The sequence below is a fragment of the Levilactobacillus suantsaii genome (assembly GCF_014069315.1).
Taxonomy (GTDB): Bacteria; Bacillota; Bacilli; order Lactobacillales; family Lactobacillaceae; genus Levilactobacillus; species Levilactobacillus suantsaii.
On sequence record NZ_CP059603.1, the window covers coordinates 954,081 to 973,533 of the forward strand.

At 46.6% G+C, this 19,453-nt stretch carries 13 protein-coding genes and 2 pseudogenes; 11 read left to right on the forward strand and 4 right to left on the reverse strand.

Features of this window, described 5'->3' with window-relative positions; translation table 11 throughout:
* Positions 1 to 27: 27 nt before the first annotated feature.
* Entirely contained in the window at positions 28 to 582 is a 555-nt protein-coding gene (locus H3M12_RS04420) for an NADPH-dependent FMN reductase (RefSeq protein WP_182150969.1), read from the reverse strand.
* A 75-nt stretch (positions 583 to 657) separates the two neighbouring features.
* Here H3M12_RS04420 and H3M12_RS04425 point away from each other — a divergent pair, with 75 nt between their 5' ends.
* The 7 genes and pseudogenes from H3M12_RS04425 (at position 658) to H3M12_RS04455 (ending at position 11,349) form a co-directional block, all read left to right on the forward strand.
* The gene (locus H3M12_RS04425) at positions 658 to 1,119 is read left to right on the forward strand and encodes a MarR family winged helix-turn-helix transcriptional regulator (protein ID WP_182150970.1); all 462 of its coding nucleotides are present in this window, start codon (positions 658 to 660) and stop codon (positions 1,117 to 1,119) included.
* Positions 1,120 to 1,475: 356 nt separating this feature from the next.
* On the forward strand, positions 1,476 to 2,324 hold the full coding sequence (locus H3M12_RS04430) for an aldo/keto reductase (RefSeq protein WP_129032761.1): 849 nt from the start codon (positions 1,476 to 1,478) through the stop codon (positions 2,322 to 2,324).
* A gap of 281 nt (positions 2,325 to 2,605) precedes the next feature.
* Positions 2,606 to 5,350 (forward strand): annotated as a pseudogene (locus H3M12_RS04435) (HAD-IC family P-type ATPase).
* A gap of 331 nt (positions 5,351 to 5,681) precedes the next feature.
* Positions 5,682 to 5,897, forward strand: a complete 216-nt coding sequence (locus tag H3M12_RS04440; protein WP_129032762.1) for a hypothetical protein — start codon at positions 5,682 to 5,684, stop codon at positions 5,895 to 5,897.
* 167 nt (positions 5,898 to 6,064) lie between these two features.
* Positions 6,065 to 7,654: a type I restriction-modification system subunit M gene (locus tag H3M12_RS04445; RefSeq protein WP_129032763.1), complete on the forward strand. Its 1,590-nt coding sequence runs from the start codon at positions 6,065 to 6,067 to the stop codon at positions 7,652 to 7,654.
* On the forward strand, positions 7,647 to 8,285 hold the full coding sequence (locus H3M12_RS04450) for a restriction endonuclease subunit S (RefSeq protein WP_129032764.1): 639 nt from the start codon (positions 7,647 to 7,649) through the stop codon (positions 8,283 to 8,285). Before H3M12_RS04445 ends, H3M12_RS04450 begins: the two co-directional genes overlap by 8 nt.
* A gap of 63 nt (positions 8,286 to 8,348) precedes the next feature.
* A pseudogene (locus H3M12_RS04455) lies at positions 8,349 to 11,349 on the forward strand (type I restriction endonuclease subunit R).
* Between the two features lie 91 nt (positions 11,350 to 11,440).
* Here H3M12_RS04455 and H3M12_RS04460 read toward each other — a convergent pair.
* Entirely contained in the window at positions 11,441 to 12,334 is an 894-nt protein-coding gene (locus H3M12_RS04460) for a LysR family transcriptional regulator (protein WP_129032765.1), read from the reverse strand.
* Positions 12,335 to 12,464: 130 nt separating this feature from the next.
* Between H3M12_RS04460 and H3M12_RS04465 the strand changes: the two genes are divergently transcribed.
* Positions 12,465 to 13,013, forward strand: a complete 549-nt coding sequence (locus H3M12_RS04465) for an FAD-binding protein (RefSeq protein ID WP_182150971.1) — start codon at positions 12,465 to 12,467, stop codon at positions 13,011 to 13,013.
* A gap of 61 nt (positions 13,014 to 13,074) precedes the next feature.
* Here H3M12_RS04465 and H3M12_RS04470 read toward each other — a convergent pair whose 3' ends face one another.
* Positions 13,075 to 14,106 (reverse strand): IS30 family transposase, encoded by a 1,032-nt coding sequence (locus H3M12_RS04470; RefSeq protein WP_004270929.1) that lies wholly within the window; start codon positions 14,104 to 14,106, stop codon positions 13,075 to 13,077.
* 95 nt (positions 14,107 to 14,201) lie between these two features.
* On the opposite strand from H3M12_RS04470, the gene H3M12_RS04475 reads away from it, so the two are divergent.
* The 3 genes from H3M12_RS04475 to H3M12_RS04485 all read left to right on the forward strand — a co-directional run bounded on the left by H3M12_RS04475 (position 14,202) and on the right by H3M12_RS04485 (position 17,652).
* On the forward strand, positions 14,202 to 15,251 hold the full coding sequence (locus H3M12_RS04475; protein ID WP_182150972.1) for an FAD-binding protein: 1,050 nt from the start codon (positions 14,202 to 14,204) through the stop codon (positions 15,249 to 15,251).
* A 179-nt stretch (positions 15,252 to 15,430) separates the two neighbouring features.
* Positions 15,431 to 16,855, forward strand: coding sequence for a C69 family dipeptidase (locus H3M12_RS04480; protein ID WP_182150973.1), 1,425 nt, complete (start codon positions 15,431 to 15,433; stop codon positions 16,853 to 16,855).
* 494 nt (positions 16,856 to 17,349) lie between these two features.
* Complete coding sequence (locus tag H3M12_RS04485) at positions 17,350 to 17,652, forward strand: hypothetical protein (protein WP_129032768.1); 303 nt, start codon at positions 17,350 to 17,352, stop codon at positions 17,650 to 17,652.
* An 872-nt stretch (positions 17,653 to 18,524) separates the two neighbouring features.
* Here H3M12_RS04485 and H3M12_RS04490 read toward each other — a convergent pair.
* A complete protein-coding gene (locus tag H3M12_RS04490) occupies positions 18,525 to 19,382 on the reverse strand; it encodes a helix-turn-helix transcriptional regulator (RefSeq protein ID WP_129032769.1) in 858 nt (285 codons plus the stop codon).
* Positions 19,383 to 19,453: the final 71 nt, after the last annotated feature.

Consider the following 19,453-nt stretch of genomic DNA (forward strand, 5'->3'; position numbering starts at 1 on the left):
AAGCGGCCAACCCACTTGAGGGCACAATCAATGCAATAAGTGGGTGAATTCCGCGCTGAGTTGGCGCACATCGAATTTATAAGGGGCCAGGGCCTGTTCGGCATCTTTGAACTGGCCGTTGTCGTCTAGTTCGTCAGGCTTGAGGGTGATTTCAAGGTTGTTGGTCAACCAGCGCATCTTTAACCCGCGGAGGACCAGGGATAAGGCTAAGGCCGCTTGAAAGCCGCCGTGACCGCCGTAGCTGACCATGCTGACCGGATTATGACGCCATTCACTATACAGGCAATCCAATGCGTTTTTGAGTGGTGCGGGGTAGCCCCAATTATATTGGGGGAAGAGGAGGACGTAGCCCTGGTAACCGGTAATGAGATCGTGCCACTTCTTAGTATGCGGCAGCGTATAGTTACCATCGCTTGGCATCGCCGCTTCGTCGAGTAACGGTAGGTCGACCTTGGCCAGGTCAATGAGGTCGACCGCCAAGTCGGCCGTTTGCAGATTGGTCTGCAACCACTGGGCAATACTAGGGCTGATTCGACTAGGTCGGGTCGAGCCAATGATAATCGCAATTTTAGAAACACTCATTTCGATAATCCCTCCAAATCAAAATTAATTGTGATGTTGGTCACATCGTAGCACGTCTCTGCTATAATCACAATTATGGATAATGAAATTTTTGAGGCACTCTTAGAGATTTTATTGGTCGTTCAGCAGCCCAAAGCCGAACGCCAATTGTTGCAAACAACGGGGGACAATCTGGAGCCGGCGGCGTTGCCGGTGATGATCCGGATTGCCCAGTACCCCGGCATCAGTGTCGGGGAGTTGGCGGAACAGGTGGGCCGACACCATTCGTCGGTCAGTCGGCAGGTCGACCGGTTAGTGAAAGCGGGGTGGGTGGTCGAAACGGACCGGTCGGACCGGCGGATTCGGCGATTGGACTTAAGCGAACACGGGCAACGGGTCTGGGTCCGCTTGAAAATGACGCAGGAAAACATTGTGAAACAACGGTTAACAGCCGCTGGGTATACAGCTGCCGACCAGCGGCAATTAGCCGCGACGCTGCAACGGTTGGCTCTCACATTGACCACGCCACCACAGCGACCGCAAAAACGGGAAAACTAGGGACGACAACTAACCCCATTGAATCAAACTGGGATTTAGTCTGATTCAATGGGGTTATGGTATGGGATTGATAATCGGTGATCCATCGGGTAGTTTCCGGGTACCCGCCGGGCAATTATCAAAAAAGCTTTAGTTTGTCGTCTGTTTGTTAAGCAATCTTTACGACAGATTCATCATAACAAAGAAACGGCCTGATTTGGGCGTTCTGGACGATTTGTAATATTACAATTTGACAAATAACCAATTTTAGGGTTGACCGTCATAAATTTTTTGCTGAATTCGTTTCCAAATTAGTTGCCTTCAAGTAGGCTTTAGGGGGTATACTGATTTTAATGACACGAAATGGAGGCTAATTTATGGCAGTTTTAACGGATACATTCAAGTTAGCAAACGGGACGTCCATTCCCCAAGTCGGTTTCGGCACCTGGCAAATTCCCGGTGGGCAAACGGCCTATGACGCGGTCGCAAACGCGTTAAAGACCGGTTACCGGCACATCGATACCGCCAAGGCTTACGCCAATGAATCCAGCGTGGGCAAGGCGATTCGCGATTCCGGTCTCAAACGTGAAGACGTGTTTGTGACCACCAAGTTGCCGGCCGAGACCAAGACCTACGACGGCGCGCTGGCCGACTTTCAGACCACGCTGGACAACCTGGACTTGGGTTATGTGGATTTGTACTTGATCCACGCCCCGTGGCCATGGAACGACATTGGTAAGGATTGTGACGCGCAGAACCTCGAGGTTTGGCGGGCCATGGAAAAAATCTATGCCAGTGGCAAGGCCAAGGCCATCGGAGTCTCAAACTTTAACGTCCACGACTTACAAAACATCATCAGTAACGCGAAGGTACTGCCGATGGTTGACCAGATTCAATACTACGTGGGCTACACGGAACCCAAGATCACGAAGTTTGCCCAGGACCACAATATGTTGGTCGAAGCGTACTCGCCATTAGCCACCGGGGACATGTTGAACAATACCGACATCCAGGAGATGGCCAACAAGTACCACGTTTCGCCGGCGCAACTGGCTTTACGGTTCTGCCTGGAAAACGGTATCTTACCGCTACCAAAGGCGACCCATCAAGCCCACATCGAAGCTAACGCGCAGTTGGACTTCTCCATCGACGCGGCGGACATGGCGACCTTAAATGCCATGGCGGATACGGCCACGAACCATACCCACAATGGCACGCAGGGCTAAGGTTAACGCCAAACGCCTCAGCATAACCGAATAAGCGAGTTACAGGACGGGCCGTCGCATGAGACGTGCTCGTCCTGTTTCAGTTCATTTAGCGGATACGACCGTCAATAATGTGAAGCTTTTAAGACTTTTGGGGTGAAATCGTGCAACGGGTAAATAAACCTGATAGAATAGATTTACCAAAACTAGCTAAGGGGGTGGCCGTCTTGTACCACGGTTACGAGACTTTTCGCGTACCAGATCGTTAATTTAATCGAGCTTTGAAAGGATGATTTTAATCTATGGCAGAACAGCCGAAAGTAAGTAGTACCCCAATCTCTGAAACTACCGACCCTGGACCGGAGCAGCCGCTTTGGCAACGGAGCACGGCGCAACTGCAGGCGGACTATCACACCGATACCGCCACTGGGTTGAGCCCCGCCGTTGCTAAGAAGCGGCTGGCCGAAAATGGGCCCAACGAGTTGACGGCGAAACCGCAATCCAATCTCTTGCGGTTCTTAAAGCAGTTCAACAACAGTATCATTTATATCCTGGCCGCGGCGGCCATCATGACTTTTCTGATGCACCATTACTCCGACTCGATCGTTATTGGGTTAGTGATTGTCGCTAACGCCTTTATTGGCTTTTTCCAGGAACGTTCCGCGGATAACGCGCTGGCGAGAATCAAGGCGTTACTGGTCTCGGAAGCCGTGGTCATCCGTGACGGACAGAAACTGACGTTACCGTCTCGCGAAGTCGTGGTCGGGGATATCGTCCAACTGGAAGCCGGGGATACCGTTCCCGCTGACTTGCGGTTGATTGATGCGGATAATTTGAAGATTCAAGAATCCGCGCTGACCGGGGAGACCGATTCCGTCTTAAAGGAAGAGGACCCGATTGCCGCGGCCGACCTGCCACTGGCGGAACGGCGCAACCAAGCGTTTGCGTCGACGGCTGTCACCAACGGGTCGGGCCGGGGCATCGTCACGGTCACTGGGACGCAGACCGAGATTGGGACCATCCAGCAACACGTCGCCAAGGTGAAGGCCCAGACCACGCCATTGATGCAGAACTTAAACCGCTTAGGCTTGGGGCTGTCGGTCGCCATCTTGATTGTGGCGGTTCTGCTGTTTATTTTGGGGATGATCACCCACGTCTACAGCCTGCCAACGTTACTGATCGCCGTCATCACCATGGTCGTGGGCTCGATGCCCGAAGGCTTGCCGGCTAGTACCTCGGTGGTCCTGGCCATGGGGACCCAGCAGATGACCAAGCAAAACGTCATCGTGAAGACCTTACCGGCCGTCGAGACTTTAGGGGCCGTCGACATCATCAACACCGATAAGACCGGGACGCTGACCAAAAACGAAATGACTGTGACCGACGTCTTGACCCCTAACGCCACTTACACGGTGACCGGGGTCGGCTACGACGCGGCCGGTGAACTGGAAGACCAGTCCGGTCAGGCCGTTGCTTGGCAAGAGGACAGCGACCTCGAATGGTTGGTCCAAATCGCCGGGCAGACTTCCGACGCCGAATTCCACGAGGAAGACGGCCAGTGGGTTCTGACTGGGGAACCGACCGACGGGGCGCTAACCTCGCTGTACCACAAGCTGACCCAGCAAGACCCGGCCCCCCACGAAATCGACTCGCAACCCTTTGACTCGGCCGTGCGGTACTCCGCGCGGTTGGTGGACCACAAGGGCAAACGGTGGTTACTGGTCAAGGGGGCCCCGCAAACGCTGATTCGCTTGATGCAAGAGCAGGGTCAGACCGTCGATACCGCCGCTTGGCAGAAGCGTTTGTCGCAATTGACGCGCCAAGGTAAGCGGGTGGTGGCCTTAGGGTACCAGCCGGTGGCCGCTGACGTTGACGATATCGACCAACTGGTAGTCGGCCAGGACTTACACTTGACCGGGATGACTGGAATCATCGACCCGCCGCGTCCTGGTGTCGCCGACGACGTGCGCCAACTGCGTTACGCCGGCATCAAGGTCAAGATGATTACCGGGGACGACCCGGAAACGGCCGCGGCAATCGCCGAACAGTTGAACTTGGCGGAACGGGCCAAGGCCATTACCGGCCCTGAACTGAACCAGTTGAGTGATGATGAGTTGGTCAAGACCATTGACCAATACACCGTCTTTGCGCGGACCACGCCGGCGGATAAGCTTCGGATCGTGCGGGCCCAACAGAAGCGCGGGCACATCGTGTCAATGACCGGTGACGGGGTCAACGATGCCCCGGCCTTGAAGCAAGCCAATATTGGGGTCGCCATGGGGATTCGGGGGACCGACGTCGCCAAGGACTCCGCCGACATGGTCTTAGCCGATGACGACTTTACCTCGTTACTGGGCGCGGTCCGCGAAGGCCGCCACGTCTTCGATAATATCCGCAAGACCATTCGTTTCTTACTGCCGACGAGTTTTGCCGAAGGGTTGATCGTGGTCTTGAGTATCTTGATGGACCAAACCTTACCATTGTTCCCGACGCAACTGTTGTAGATCAACATGGTCTCGGCGTTGACTATCCAGTTCGCGTTTATCTTCGAACCCGCCGAAAGTGGCATCATGAAGCGGGGGCCGCGGGACGTCACCAAGGGCATCCTCGGGAAGTACGACGTGTTCGAAGTCGTTTACGTCTCGCTGCTGATTTCCGGGTTGGGGATGTTCTTCTACGACATGTTGACCAACCAGGGCTTGTCGGCCGTGGTCGGCAGTACCATGACGCTGAACGTGATTATTTTCGGGAAGATTTTCTACCTGTTCAACCTGCAAAACGACCATCCGGTGTTATCAAAGTACCTGTTTAGAAATAAAATGAGTTTCATTATCGTGGGGATCCTGCTGGCGTTACAAGCCATGATTATTTACTGGCCCGCCATGCAAGGCGTCTTCCACACCACCAGCGCCAACTTTACCTACGGCTGGGGGATTCCGATTATCGCGGGGATTGTGGTCCTCGTGGTGACTGAAATTGCCAAAGCCTTACGGCACCGTTGGGAACGGCTGGTGCAAGCTAAAGAAAAACGCGTCTCGACGGACTAAGTTAACGCCCGTCGTCACGGTTCAATGAGTCCAGAAAAAGGGGGTCCGGACGTGAGTGTCCGGACTGCCCTTTTTTGGTTATTTGGATAAAATTTAAGGCGGGACCAGTGAAATGGGGGGCACTGGCTCAAGGCTAGGGGTAGCGCCGCCCCCAGACTTAAAATGGTCGCGGTTCCACGATTCGCGGCGATAGCTTTAAGTTGTATTTAACGTTAAAGGGCGTATGATATGGGTACAATCGTTTGGCTTACAAATTATTAGTGAGTTAATAAATTGTAAACAATTGATTGGCCTGATGATTAAATCTTTGTCGGTCATGACCGGCAATCACGTGAAAGGAAGACCCCCTATTAGTACCGAAGATATTAAAACCTGGACCGCACAGGAACTGACGCGTCGTGGTCGCGATGCCAGCAAGTGGCAACTATTTGCCACTTCCGCCGAAAAAGACGTGTTCTTATTCCGCAATGTGACTAAGAATGAACAGATTACGGTGTACCAACATGCCGATGGCCAACGGGTCATGGGGCATGTCTGGGGCTCTTAAGACCAGCTAAATACGCATGACGACCGGACCACCGTGAGATTGGTGGGCGGTCGTTTTTTGTTTTGGATTGAAAATTGAACTGGTTTGTCAAAGAATTAGGGAAAACGGTATAATTATGGTTAAAATAGTGATATGAATCAAAATTGAATATGAATAGGGGAAAGATTATGGCACTAACAGCTGAAAAAGAAGCGTTGATTTGGAAAACGTTAAATGACACGCGGGGAAAGATTTCGCCCTCTCAATATCAAAACTACATATTTGGTGTAATGTTTTATAAGTTTTTGTCAGAAAAGGCTCAACGATGGCTTGATGGCGTTTTAAAGGGAGAGACCTGGGCTAACGTTTGGAATCAAAATTCTGAGAAAGCCGCTGAATTTATGCAACGTAACTTAGGATATGTGATTCAACCAGGTGACATGTTTACCGATTGGCAGCGTGCCATCAACGAGGATAAGTTTAATATTATGATGGTTGCGGATGCTTTGACTCGATTTGACCAAGGCATTAGCCCGGACGCTAAGGATGATTTTGCCGGTATTTTTGCGGATATGGATCTATCCTCATCGCGTTTGGGTGTCAACGCACAAACACGAACAGCAACAATGATCGACTGGATTAATTTGATGGACCAGATTGAATTGGACGAAAATACGGATGTTTTAGGAGATTTGTATGAATATCTAATTGGGATGTTTGCGGCCAATTCGGGTGCTAAAGCAGGAGAATTTTATACGCCACATCAAGTGTCAGACGTGATGGCCCGGATTTTAACGGCTGGTCGCCAAGATATGGCAGAGTATAGTCTTTATGATCCAACACTAGGTTCAGGATCTTTGCTGTTGACGACGGCATCTTACATGCAGGAGGCTGGTGTTCGAGGAGCTATCAAGTACTATGGTCAAGAACTAAATACCACCACGTATAACTTAGCGCGGATGAACCTCATGATGCACGGCGTCGATTATAACGATATTAGCTTTCGAAATGCAGATACACTAGATGGTGATTGGCCAGATGGTGTGGTTGATGGCCAGGATAACCCACGCATGTTTGACGCGGTGATGGCCAACCCGCCGTATTCTCAACATTGGGATAATACTAATCGAGAAGATGATCCACGGTTTAAGGCGGGAATCGCACCAAAGACGAAAGCGGATTATGCCTTTTTTCAACATAGTTTATATCATTTGAAATCAAACGGTTGGATGGCTATTGTGTTACCACATGGGGTATTGTTCCGCGGAGCTGCTGAGGCACGAATTCGTCAGGAGCTACTTAAAAACCACAATATTGTAACAGTTATTGGTTTACCGGAGAAAATTTTCACCAATACTGGCATTCCAACGGTCATCATAGTATTAGAAAAGAACCGAAAGGCAGACGACGTCCTCTTTATTGATGCGTCTAAGGGCTTCGAAAAACAGAAGAACAGTAACCAATTACGGCAGGTCGATATTGATAAAATTGTCCAAACCTATTTGAACCGGACGGACGTTGAGAAATATGCGCATGTGGCGTCCCTGGCTGAAATTCAGGAAAATGATTATAACTTAAACATTCCACGTTACGTGGATACGTTTGAGGAAGAACCTCCCGTGGATACCGCAAAATTAGTGGCTGATGTGAAAGCAATATCTGTTGAGGAGACGCAGCTGAAAGCCAACCTAAAAGATATGATGGCTGATTTAGTCGTGACTAATCCTAAGGATCAGCAAATTTTAGATGACTTAAAGGAAGTCTTAGATTATGAGTAATGTTCGGAAACAGCTACCAACAGAACCAGAAATTCGCTTTAAAGGTTATACGGACGCTTGGGAACAGCGTAAGCTTGGAGAACTTGGGAAAGTACGTTCAGGAATTGGTTTCCCAGCTTCCGAACAGGGCGGAAAAGAAGGAATACCTTTTTATAAGGTTTCAGATATGACTACTCCAGGTAATGAACAGGAAATGATCAGTGCAAATAATTATGTTACAACTAATCAGATTTCTCGAAAGAAATGGAAACCAATTGAAGATGTTCCTGCAATCTTTTTTGCAAAAGTAGGAGCTGCCGTTTTGTTGAATCGAAAAAGGTTATGCCGAGTACCATTCCTTTTAGATAATAATACTATGGCTTACTCTATGGATAAAAACGTTCTAGATACTCGTTTTACAAAAGCATTATTTGAGACAATAAACTTGGCTTCACTTGTTCAAATCGGAGCGTTACCTTCATATAATGCCCGTGATATTGAGAAGATAAAAATTTTGCTTCCGAATATAAATGAACAACGAAATGTTGGTATTCTTTTTCAGCGACTTGACAACCTTATCGCTTCCAATCAACGAAAAGTCGAAGCTCTAAAAAAGATGAAGCAAGCGTTATTACAAAAAATGTTTATTTAGAAGCTTACCTGGGGAGTTATTCTCCAGATACATAGCATAACGGCGTGAAAGGAGTCAAAGAGGATGGCAGAAAATAAATTTGAAGATGCCGTGATTGCGAAGCTCAAAACGGAGGGTTGGACTTATCGTGATGATTTGTCCGGCGTAAGCACACAAGCTTTATATGAACATTGGCGGCATATTTTAAATCAGAATAATGTCCGTAAACTGGATAATGTACCATTATCCGATACTGAATTTGAGAATTTGAAACTTGAATTAAATAAAAATAAGACACCCTATGATGCTCAGTTACTCCTGGCTGGATCAGGTGGTGTAGGAACACTTCCGTTGACTCGTGATGATGGGACTCGACTAGAGATTGAAATTTTTTATGGTGACGAAGTTGCAGGTGGGCAGTCCCGTTACGAGGTGGTGAATCAAGTAACCTTTAACGATTTACCTTTTACGTTAAGTCAAAAACGGCGAATTGACATTATGCTACTAATTAATGGGTTACCAGTCGCCCACATTGAAGAAAAGGATGAATCGTTACAAAATCAATGGAATGCCTTTGAACAATTGCAAAAGTACGATAGTGATGGGATGTATACCGGATTGTTCTCGTTTGTGCAGGTTCAATTTATCCTGTCGCAACATTCGGCCCATTATTTTGCTCGGCCAAGGAACGCCGAGGCGTACAATAAAGATTTTGTCTTTGGTTGGCGAGATGCCAACGGTAAGGACGTCACAGACACTATGACGTTTATTCACCAGGTAATGGGCATTCCGGCGTTACACCGCTTGGTTACCGTTAATATGATTCCCGATGCCTCTAATGATAATTTGATGGTGATGCGGTCCTACCAGATTCAGGCCACCCGCGCTATTATGGATCGGATGCGAACCATGGAAGCCAATCACTTCGTTGAGAAGGAGGGGGGATACATCTGGCACACCACTGGTTCTGGGAAAACTGTCACAGCATTTAAAGTTGCACAATTATTGGCAGCGATGCCCCGGGTTCGTAATGTCCTATTCATTGTGGATCGGGTCGACTTAGTAAATCAGACCTATGAGAACTTTAAGTCGTATGCCTACAAAACTTTTGAAAATCGGATCCAAGTTGTAAAAGGGTACATGCTACGGAAACGATTGGCGCAAAAATCAGCACCCTCGCATATCTATTTAATTACGGTTCAAGGCCTGGACAAAGCTGTTAAACGGGGACTATCCTCAACAGAACGCAACGTTATTTTAATGGACGAAGCTCATCGGTCGGCAAGTGGAGATGCAATCGAACGGATTAAAAAGAACTTTCCACAAACGACTTGGTTTGGTTTTACTGGGACCCCTAACTTTTATAGCAATGAAGCTAATGAAGTTAAGACTTCCCGCGATATTTCGACATATGATATTTTTGGTCAGCGGCTTCATCGTTATACGATTAAGGACGCTATCGGGGATGGTAACGTCCTGGGGTTTGACGTCAGCTACTATACCCCGGATATTGAAGCTGCAGAAAAGACAAAACTTACCGAAGAAGAGCTGGAAAAGGAAGTCTATAGTTCTTTGCCATACCGGAAAGCGGTCGTAGAAGATATTCTTAAACATTGGCCGGAAAATCATTCGGGGCCCATTCGGATGGGAGTTCGCCGGCCTAATCAATTTCACGGATTATTTGCGGTGTCGGGGAAGCAGGCCGTGGTGGCTTATTACCAATTATTTAAACAATTGGCCCCACAGTTACGGGTAGCGATGACTTATTCGCGTGATGAGACCAATGGTGAGGGATCATCTGATTTACAAGCGGCCTTAAAACAGGGCATGCTTGACTATGCAACTCGATTTCAAACACGTAACTTTTTGGATGACAAGCACGCCGAACAAAATTATCTAAATGATATCACCAAGCGTTTAGCTCACAAGAAGCCGTACAACCAAAAGCTCACGGACAAACAAGAGGCGGCCCACCCGCAACGATTAGATTTAGTCATTGTTTCCGATCAACTGTTAACTGGATTTGATTCGAAATATGTGAACATTATCTATATGGATAAGATTCTTAAAGAAGGGCTCCTAATTCAGGCAATGTCACGGACCAATCGAACAATTGATAAGGATGCTAAGCCTCACGGAAAAGTTCGCTTTTTCCGTAAAGGTGATGTCATGAAAGATAACGTTAAGGAAGCTTTAGTTATTTACACTAAGGATGGTAATGACACAGCAGCTGATACTGGCAAGCCACCAAAAGATACTGATCAACAGGATCTGGAGGATGCGGATATTTTGGCACCTAAGTTTGCTACTCAGGTCGAAGCACTTCAACCTAAACTGGAACGATTAAAGGCCATTGCCGGAGAAGACTTTAGCCAAACACCGCGATCGGAAGACGCGCAACAAGAATTTGCGGTACTGGCAGCAGAAGTCAATCAAAAGATTCAACGGTTAGTCCAACAAGGCTATCAATTTGGTGCTGCGGTTGATGTGGTAGATAAACAAGGGCAACCGACGGGGAGTAAGCTTACGTTAAATATTACCGATGAATCGGAATTTAGCGCCCTCCAGGCCCGGTTGAATGATGTCAATGAGTTGCTGCCACCGGACAAGCAGGTCGATTTGACGAATGTTAAAATTGCCATTGACTTGTATAACCACGAAATCATTGACTATGATAAATTAGTAGAACTAATACATGGATGAAATTACGGCGGAAAAGCATGCGGCCGTGGAAAAGCACATTGCGCCATTAGATGATGCTAATCGGGCTGAAATTGAAGCTGTTTTGGATGGAATTAAAAATGGGCAGTATACGAAACATTTCGACACTTTAATGTTGCAAGAAGTACGACAGATGATTCGGACGGAACAAAAAGAATTAAAGCTCCGGCGCTGGTCGGCAGATCATGGCTCTAATGGAAATGATATCTATCAAGCTTATGAGGTATATTTGCCAGGAGTCGATTTAAATGACAATCCGAAGTTAAAGGCTAAGATTATTGGAATTGAACAGGACCAGAATTTGGGCTTCTTTGAAACGGCGGATTTTGAAGATGAATTGCTCGGATTCTTTAGCAAACTCTAAACTAACAGAATAAGATACCAGAAGAGCTAACTCAAAGTAGGTTCCGTAAATGGGACGATTTTGGGTTAGCTTTTTAGTAGATATCTGATTATTAATAACTAAAAGCCTTGCAAGTAGCTAGCCACTTCGTAAAATCAACTGTCGCTTTTGAAGTGGGATGTGACAAAATTCCGACACCATAGATCAGTTGAATAGGGTAGTCAATGGGAATAGTATTAAAGAACTGATGGCTTGAAAAGCTGATAAAGTCGGGCATCACGGTGATACCGAGACCAGCTTCAACCATGGTATTCGCAACTGAAACATTATCTACAAGAGTGGCTTTGAGATTGGTGTTATACGTCTGCAATAAACGCTGGAATTTAAGTTGTTCCGGCGGGCACCAATTATCATTTAATAGAATTAGATTCTGGTGGTTGAAATCCGAAAACTTTAATTTCTTTTGTTGGCTTAGTGGATTTTCGTTAGGGACTAGTGCGCAAAAATAGCCACTAGCTAATTGGGAAAATTCAATTTGTGGGGTGTCGTCTAAATCATCTTTGGTTGTAAAAATCAAATCACATTCTTCGTTAAGTAAATGTTGTTTTAACTGGTTATGGCTAAAATACTCCAGATAGAATTTAATCATTGGATGTTGCTTTCGATAATCTTTAATGATGAGCGGTAATGTATGAGCTTCAAAACTAGTTCCGGTAGTCCCAATCGTCAAGGTGCTTTTTTCTCGTTGATAAACATCGCGACTGTCGCAGACAGCTTTGTCGAAACTACTTAGAATGGTTAAAACTCGCTGGTAAAATAATGTGCCACTCTTTGTTAAGCGAACTTGGCGCTTGGTACGTTTGAACAGTGAAAAGCCTAGCTCGTTTTCAATGGACTTAATGGCTTGGGAAACCGCTGATTGAGAGAGATTCAACGTCTTAGCGGTTAAAGAAAAGTTCAAAGTTTCTGCTAGATTAATAAAAATTTTTAAATGATCAATGTTCATTTGAGCCCCCCATTTAGTAATCAGTTTTGCTTATAAGCGACCACATTTTTGCGTTTCACAGGAATTAGTATTTGTGATAATTTTAACTATGTAAGCGATACCAATGCTTTAAAGACATAGAGGCTTTGAAATGTTAAAATTGCAAAATGTTGATCATTACCAATTTAAGGACAGCGATGTCCAGAAGACGATTGATACAGAAGTACTAGTTGTTGGTGCTGGCAACGCTGGGATGATGGCTGCTGCGGCCGCTGCCGAAAAGGGGACAAAAGTAACAGTCGTTGAAAAGGAAGATAGTATTAATTTACTACGACTCGGTATTGGTGGTGTTGGAACAAATGCTCAAAAGCGGGCCGGTCTCACTATTAATAAATATGATTTAGTAGAATACTTAGCGGCATTTGCACAACACAACGTTGATGAAGGCTTGATTTACCACTGGGCAAACCATAGTGCCGAGGCTGTTAATTGGGTTGAAGATAATATTCTGAAGCCCCATGGTGCTCACTTACGGTCTGAACCAGATGCCATGGTTACAAGCTCAGCTTATGAAGGCTTTCCAACTGAAAATGACCCTACTACTGATGATAAAACGTTTGCGTCTTATGGTAAATGGTTCCAAGAAAAAGTTGAAGATATGGGCGTTAAACTTCAATCCCAAATTGCAAGAACAAATTAGCCACACGACAAATCCTATTAAATCAGTATTTTCATTAATATTCATATTTTATGGACTTAACTTAACCGGCGGAAGCAGCGGAGAAAAGCTCTTTGGGTGTTTGATAGCCAGTTTGCCGGCGCGGTAAATTGTTTAGCTTTGACTCAACTGCTTGGATATCATGAGGACCCAAAATATCCATGGATAGACCCTTGGGTACATCGCGGCGGATCATTCGATTATGCGCTTCGTTAGTCCCACGCTCAGAGGAACGATATGGATGGGCATAATAAAGGTCAGCGACACCGGTAAGTACAGCGCCAACTTCCGAGAACTCAGCGCCATTATCGGCAGTAACTGACTTCATGATTGATCCGTATTCTTGACAGATCTTGGCCAGCTCATAGTTGACTGAATCGGCATCACGACCATCGATCAAACGTAGAATTTGGCAGCGGGATTGACGCTCGATCAGCGTTAAGATCACACTCTCTTGACCGTTGCGCTTGCCCACCACGGTGTCCAATTCGAAATGGCCGAACTCTTGGCGCTGGTCGATACTTTTAGGCCGTTCATCAATACTCCGTCCGGCCAGACGCTTGTGCTTGATCGAGTGATGATGTTTGGCACGGTGGCGCGTTTTTTCGAGTAGATCAAGATTGCGGACTTCAAGTAACTGGGCATCAATATAGTGGTATAGCGTCTTGGTCGAGACCATCTCCTCAGGCTGATATAAGCCTTCAAGTTTGGCCCGTCCTACTGCTGCATCAGGCGACCAACCATCTTGACGCAAATGAGTCGTAAAATAGTCGATAAAATCAGCGACACCGACGAGTTTCAAAGGTCGATGACAGTGGGCTCGATTAGCTTCGTACTTAGCTTGTGCTGTTTCTGGTGAGTATACAGCGTAATATTGGCGTTGACCATTCACTTTTTTTACTTGGTCGATCTCGCCGCGGCACAATTCATTATTGATTGTTTGATGACAAACATTAAGCGCTCTGGCAATTGCACGATTGGAATAGCCTTGGCTGTGCAGCGTAGCAATTCTGCCTCGTTCAAACGAAGTTAGGTGCTGACCTTTTTTTCTGACTGTGGTATTCTGTTCTTGCATCAAGACAATAACCTCTTTCATTGTTTGTGTAGGAACATCAATGATAACAGAGATTTGTCTTGGTGTTTTTTATTTTATCAATTAGCTAAAAGTATTTGGCTAACTTGATTATAAAACGCGCGGTTAAACTTCAATTTAAGACGGCATTGGTTAAACTATTAACAACGGAAGACCAAGTCACCGGTGCTATCGTCAAAGATTTAAAGAATGATGAATTCATTCAAATCAATGCTTCTAAAGGTGTCATTCTTTGCACGGGTGGTTATTCAGCCAACAAAGATTTGTTGAAACAATGGAATCCGGTTGCTTTGAAGAAAAATGTTTATAATGACAGTCCACGCAATAATGGTGCTGGAATTACCTCGGCGCTGAACGTTGGTGCGATTAAAGATGAGGAACCTGCTGAATGTATCTTTGATCGGGGATTGGTTCCCGTGGGGACAAAGACCGGTGATATGTATGTTCAAACGGCAACTTACAAAGATTGGCTTTGGTTAGCTAGTCACCCGCTATTAAAACTCAATATGCGTGGAGAACGGTTTGCGAACGAATCCATCCCTTACCAATTTATTGTGAATGCTGCCAGCAAGCAACCCGGCTACCTTTACAGTATGATTTGGGATGACAACTTTTCCGAGTACGCTAAGCAGTTCCACATGTTAGGGTGCGCTCGAGTGGGCTTCCCTGGTTATATGGCCAGTGCACAAAAACTACGCGAAGATACACAACAGTATGTAGATAAAGGACTAGTTGTTAAGGCTGATTCCATCGAAGAATTAGCAGAAAAGTTGCACCTTCCTGTAAAAACTGTTAAGCAATCGGTAAAGCGGAACAATGAACTTGTCGTTGATAATATTGATAAGGACTTTGGAAAAGAAGCCTTTCGGTTAACGCCGATTAATAAGAAACCTTATTATGGGTGTATCTTAGGTGGCAGAATCTTATGCACGTTTGATGGGTTACGCGTTAACAAGAAAATGGAAGTTGTTAACGACCAGTTTGACCCTATCCAACATCTCTACGCAGCTGGAAACGATAGTGGTGGTTTCTTCTTTGGGAGCTACCCAGATCGGGTTCCTGGTCTAGCAGCTAGCCATGCCCAGACCTTTGGCAGATTAGCTGGTCAACAGGCTGCCGAAAACTAAGTAACGTTGGCTGAATTTAATGATTGAGGATAATGATTCCAGTAGAGAATTGCAAACCAATTCTTTACTGGAATCATTATTTTTGTGATGAAATTGAGATGAACGGTTGAACTTTCGTCAACTCACTGGTCAGGACCGTCCCGGACTCCTATACTATTAAACAAAGGGGGCGGAACATTTTGACTACTAAGAGTTCCGATTGTACCGAGATTTTAGTCGGTAAAGCCGCCAGTATGGACGGTTCCACGATTGTCGCCCGCAACGAAGATGGTTACGGTCCGGTCAATCCCATTAAGTTTGTCGTGCATCCAGCGAAGGACCAATCCAACGCTACGTTTACTTCCATCACCACGGGGGTCACGGTCCCACTGCCCGCGCACGCGTTTCGCTATACCGGAACGCCCCAAGCGGACCAGAGTGACGGCCAGTACGAAGAGGCCGGCATCAATTCGTTCAACGTGGGGATGAGCGCCACGGAGACTACCGCGACCAACGCGCGGGTCTTGGGCTATGACCCATTAGTGAACGATGGCATCAATGAAGAGGCCATGGTCACCTTAGTTTTACCGTACATCAAGACCGCTAAGGAGGGGGCCCAACGCTTAGGCGCCCTGCTGGAGAAGTACGGGACCGGCGAAAGTAACAGCATCGCCTTCAATGATCAAAACGAGATTTGGTACTTAGAAACGGCTGGGGGCCATCACTGGGCTGCCATGCGTCTGCCGGATGACTGTTACGCCATTGCGCCCAACCAGACGTTGATGCAGGAAATCGATTTGACTGATGACGCCAACTTTTTGGTGGCCAGTGATTTGGCCCAGTTTGTGGCCCAACACCACTTGAACCCGCGGCCCGGTCACTTTAATTTCCGGGAGATCTTTGGCACGCATAGTGAAGCCGACGCCTACTACAACACGCCACGGACTTGGTACGGCCAAAAGTTGTTCAACCCTGAAATCGAGCAGGAACCCACGAGTCAAGACATGCCGTTTACGCGCAAGCCCGCTAAAAAGCTGGCCATCGAAGACGTGCAGTTCTTCTTGTCGTCGCACTACAACGGGACCGTGTACGACCCATTTGGCACCTACGCGTCCGGCACGGTTGACCAGCGACGTCGCTACCGGCCGATTGCGATGGACCGCAACCAATGCTCATCCATCTTGCAGATTCGAAACGACGTCGACGCGGATCACGCGGCCATCCAGTGGGTCGCCATGGGCTTCTTTGCCTACAGTCCTTACGTGCCGTTCTTCACCAACATCACCGACACCCCGGTCGACTACAAGAACACGACCACCACGGTGGCCACCGACAACGTGTACTGGTTAGAAAAGACGTTGTCCGTAATTATCGAACCGCACTTCCACGACTACGTGGCGACTGTCAACGCCTACCGTGACGCCTGCCAGTCCTACGCCCGTCAACGGGTCGAAGCTACGGATCAAGCGAGCCAGGACGCTAGCGATATGCCGGCCTTCTTGACTCAGAGTAACGCGCAGACCGCCGGGGAGATTTCGAAGCGGACCCACGCGCTCTTCGACCAACTGGTCAAGCAGGGCTTGAACCTGTCACTGACCGCTTGGGAAAAGGGGCAAAACCTGTAAGTGATGAGTTGAAATAAAATACTAAACGACCGGTCAAGTCCTCCGGATGGAGGATTTGGCCGGTCGTTTTGAGGCCCTTAGTGACTGAAGAACTCAGCTAAGATGCGTAGTGATTTAATAGATTTAGGAGATGAATCGTCTGACGGCTACCATCAGCCTAAGGATTCCTTCACATAGAAGGAATCCATTGCTAACTAAACAACATTTGAATTTAATAGTTAAAAGGTATACACATTACTAAGATAATGGTACACTTAAAATCATGTCATAGTTCAAGGGAAATGATTATACAATTATTTTAGCGGGATTTATGACGAGAAAAGATAGAATTATTAGTTTTGCTCAGTTTTATTAATATTGCCACTATTCGCTCCAGTAGGGGGCTTATGCGGCGGCAACATCTGCTAATGTGTCTCATTTCAAAGCTGGAAGAATTTTTCACGTTAGGAAATATAAAAGCTGGTCCTATCAAACTAAGGGGGGGCGTGATTTAAATGCAATCTAACTCGCGTTGGACGGTAGCTTTGGCTAGTCAATATGGGTCATCAACAATGAAAAAGATTCCATACGTTATGATAATTGTATTGTTAATCGGCATTGCCTTTATTGTGGCAGATCGTGCATCTTGGGAATTTAGCCTAATTGGGTTGGACTTTTTTATGTTTGCAGATTATTTATCAGTTAAATTAGCACAAAAAAGTATCAATTTTATCTTTAGTATCTTGTTAGGGGTCATCGTTTCTTTCATAGTATTTGGGCTAACTACCTTAGCTTTGGGGTTGTTATTTAAATGGTGATGGCAATAATATGAACATCAGACTACGCAACTATCTGATATGTTATGTGACGGTAGGGATCATGGCAGTTGTTTTGCCTCTCCTTTGGCCAGCAACTTTTAGATTCGACTGGGCAAGCTTAAAGCGGAAGTTTATTGGATTGTTGGTTGCCATCGTGGTTATTGAGTTTGTTGAATACATAGCACCCGAGAGAAAATAACTTATTTATAATCGATGCGGCCTTTAATCTGAGGTCTATGATATTTTGTGTTGATGGCTAAAATTCATTGACGCTATTTTGAGTTGTGAGATGACCAAGGGACAACACTTAGTTTCAAGAAATCAACGATGTCCTGGGATTATCAACTGAGATTTTCACGATGATGGCGCGAACGTCAACGGCTACGCTTGGCAGCTAATCAAAATTACGGCTGGCTTAGAGCAATCAGAGCCCTAATAATCTACCGGTCGTTTTGAGGCCCTTAGTGGCTGAGGGGCAAACGTTGTTGACTTGCTTTACTGAGTGGCCCGGCCAAGGTGACGGGGTCCAATCAGGTAGACTACAGACAAGGTGGGCGGCGGTTTGACCGGCGCCCACCGTCAACAAATTTAGTAGACGGGTCGTCCGGCGGCTACCATCATCCTAAGGATTCCCTCTATATGAGGCGTTGAGCGGGTCTTCGCTTGGGAGCGGGGACCTTTTTTTATAACGAAACTTGTGGGTCGTTATGGTTGATGGAATCCCCGGGATTTGAACTAAGCGCAACTAACGGCCTTTTGGCACACGTTTCGGTACCATATACGGATACTGAAATAATTTAAAAAGGGCACCACCTGCAAATGGATCTTTCAGTTAAAGGCGGTGCACTTTAGCATTTTATTTCAAACTAGTTTTAGGATAGTGGCGTTTTTCGTTGGTGAGTTTGTTTATATTTACCAGGCGACTGGCCGACGTGTTGTTTAAACGTGCGGATAAAACTACTGTAATTCCTAAACCCACAGTGGACGCTGGTCTCGCCAACACTTTCACCGCCCCCGAGTAGCTGCTTGGCTAGCTCGATGCGTTTTTCGATGACGTAGGTGTGGATAGAGATGTTCATCTGGCTCTTGAAGTACTTGTCAATATAATTGGGGTTTAAATAAAAGTGATGACTTAGAGCCGATAATCGTAAATCCCCCGCGATATTTTCGGCAATGTATTGCATGATTTTTGAAAAGAGTTGAGGCATTTGGTTTTCCCGGTGTTGTGGGACCGGCGCCACTTGGTTACCGAGCAGTAGAATTTCGGTCAGGAGGATACGTTGATAAATATCGGCCGCATCGTGTTGTTGGTCGATAACGTCAACGAGGTTATCGCAGAGTGATGTGAACCGCGTACTTTCTTGTTCATTCAACGCCATAGTACCAACTTCTTGATGCCGAGCACGGTCAAAACACTTCAATAAATTAGTACGGGTAGTCGATAATTGGTGAATTAGGTTAAGCTCGATATTGATGTACACACGTTCGTAAGGTGTGTCGTCGTGGGTCAAGATACAATGCCACACGCCATTTGGAACCAAGACGAGTGTTCGTGGTAGGAGCAAGAAGGCCTGTTTCTCCGTGTAAAAACTCGCATTGCCGGAAAGCAATAGCAACATTTCAATGTGGTGAGGATGAACGTGCAGCGGACTATTATGGTGCCGGCTAGTGACGTGATTACAGAAGACGGGCATGGGGATGGTCCCGTCAATCGATAGATTATCAATCAAAAAATTACCCCCTTTTTTGTAAGGTTTAATAGCATAAATGCAAGGAATACGTCAAGTTAAGCGCTTACAAT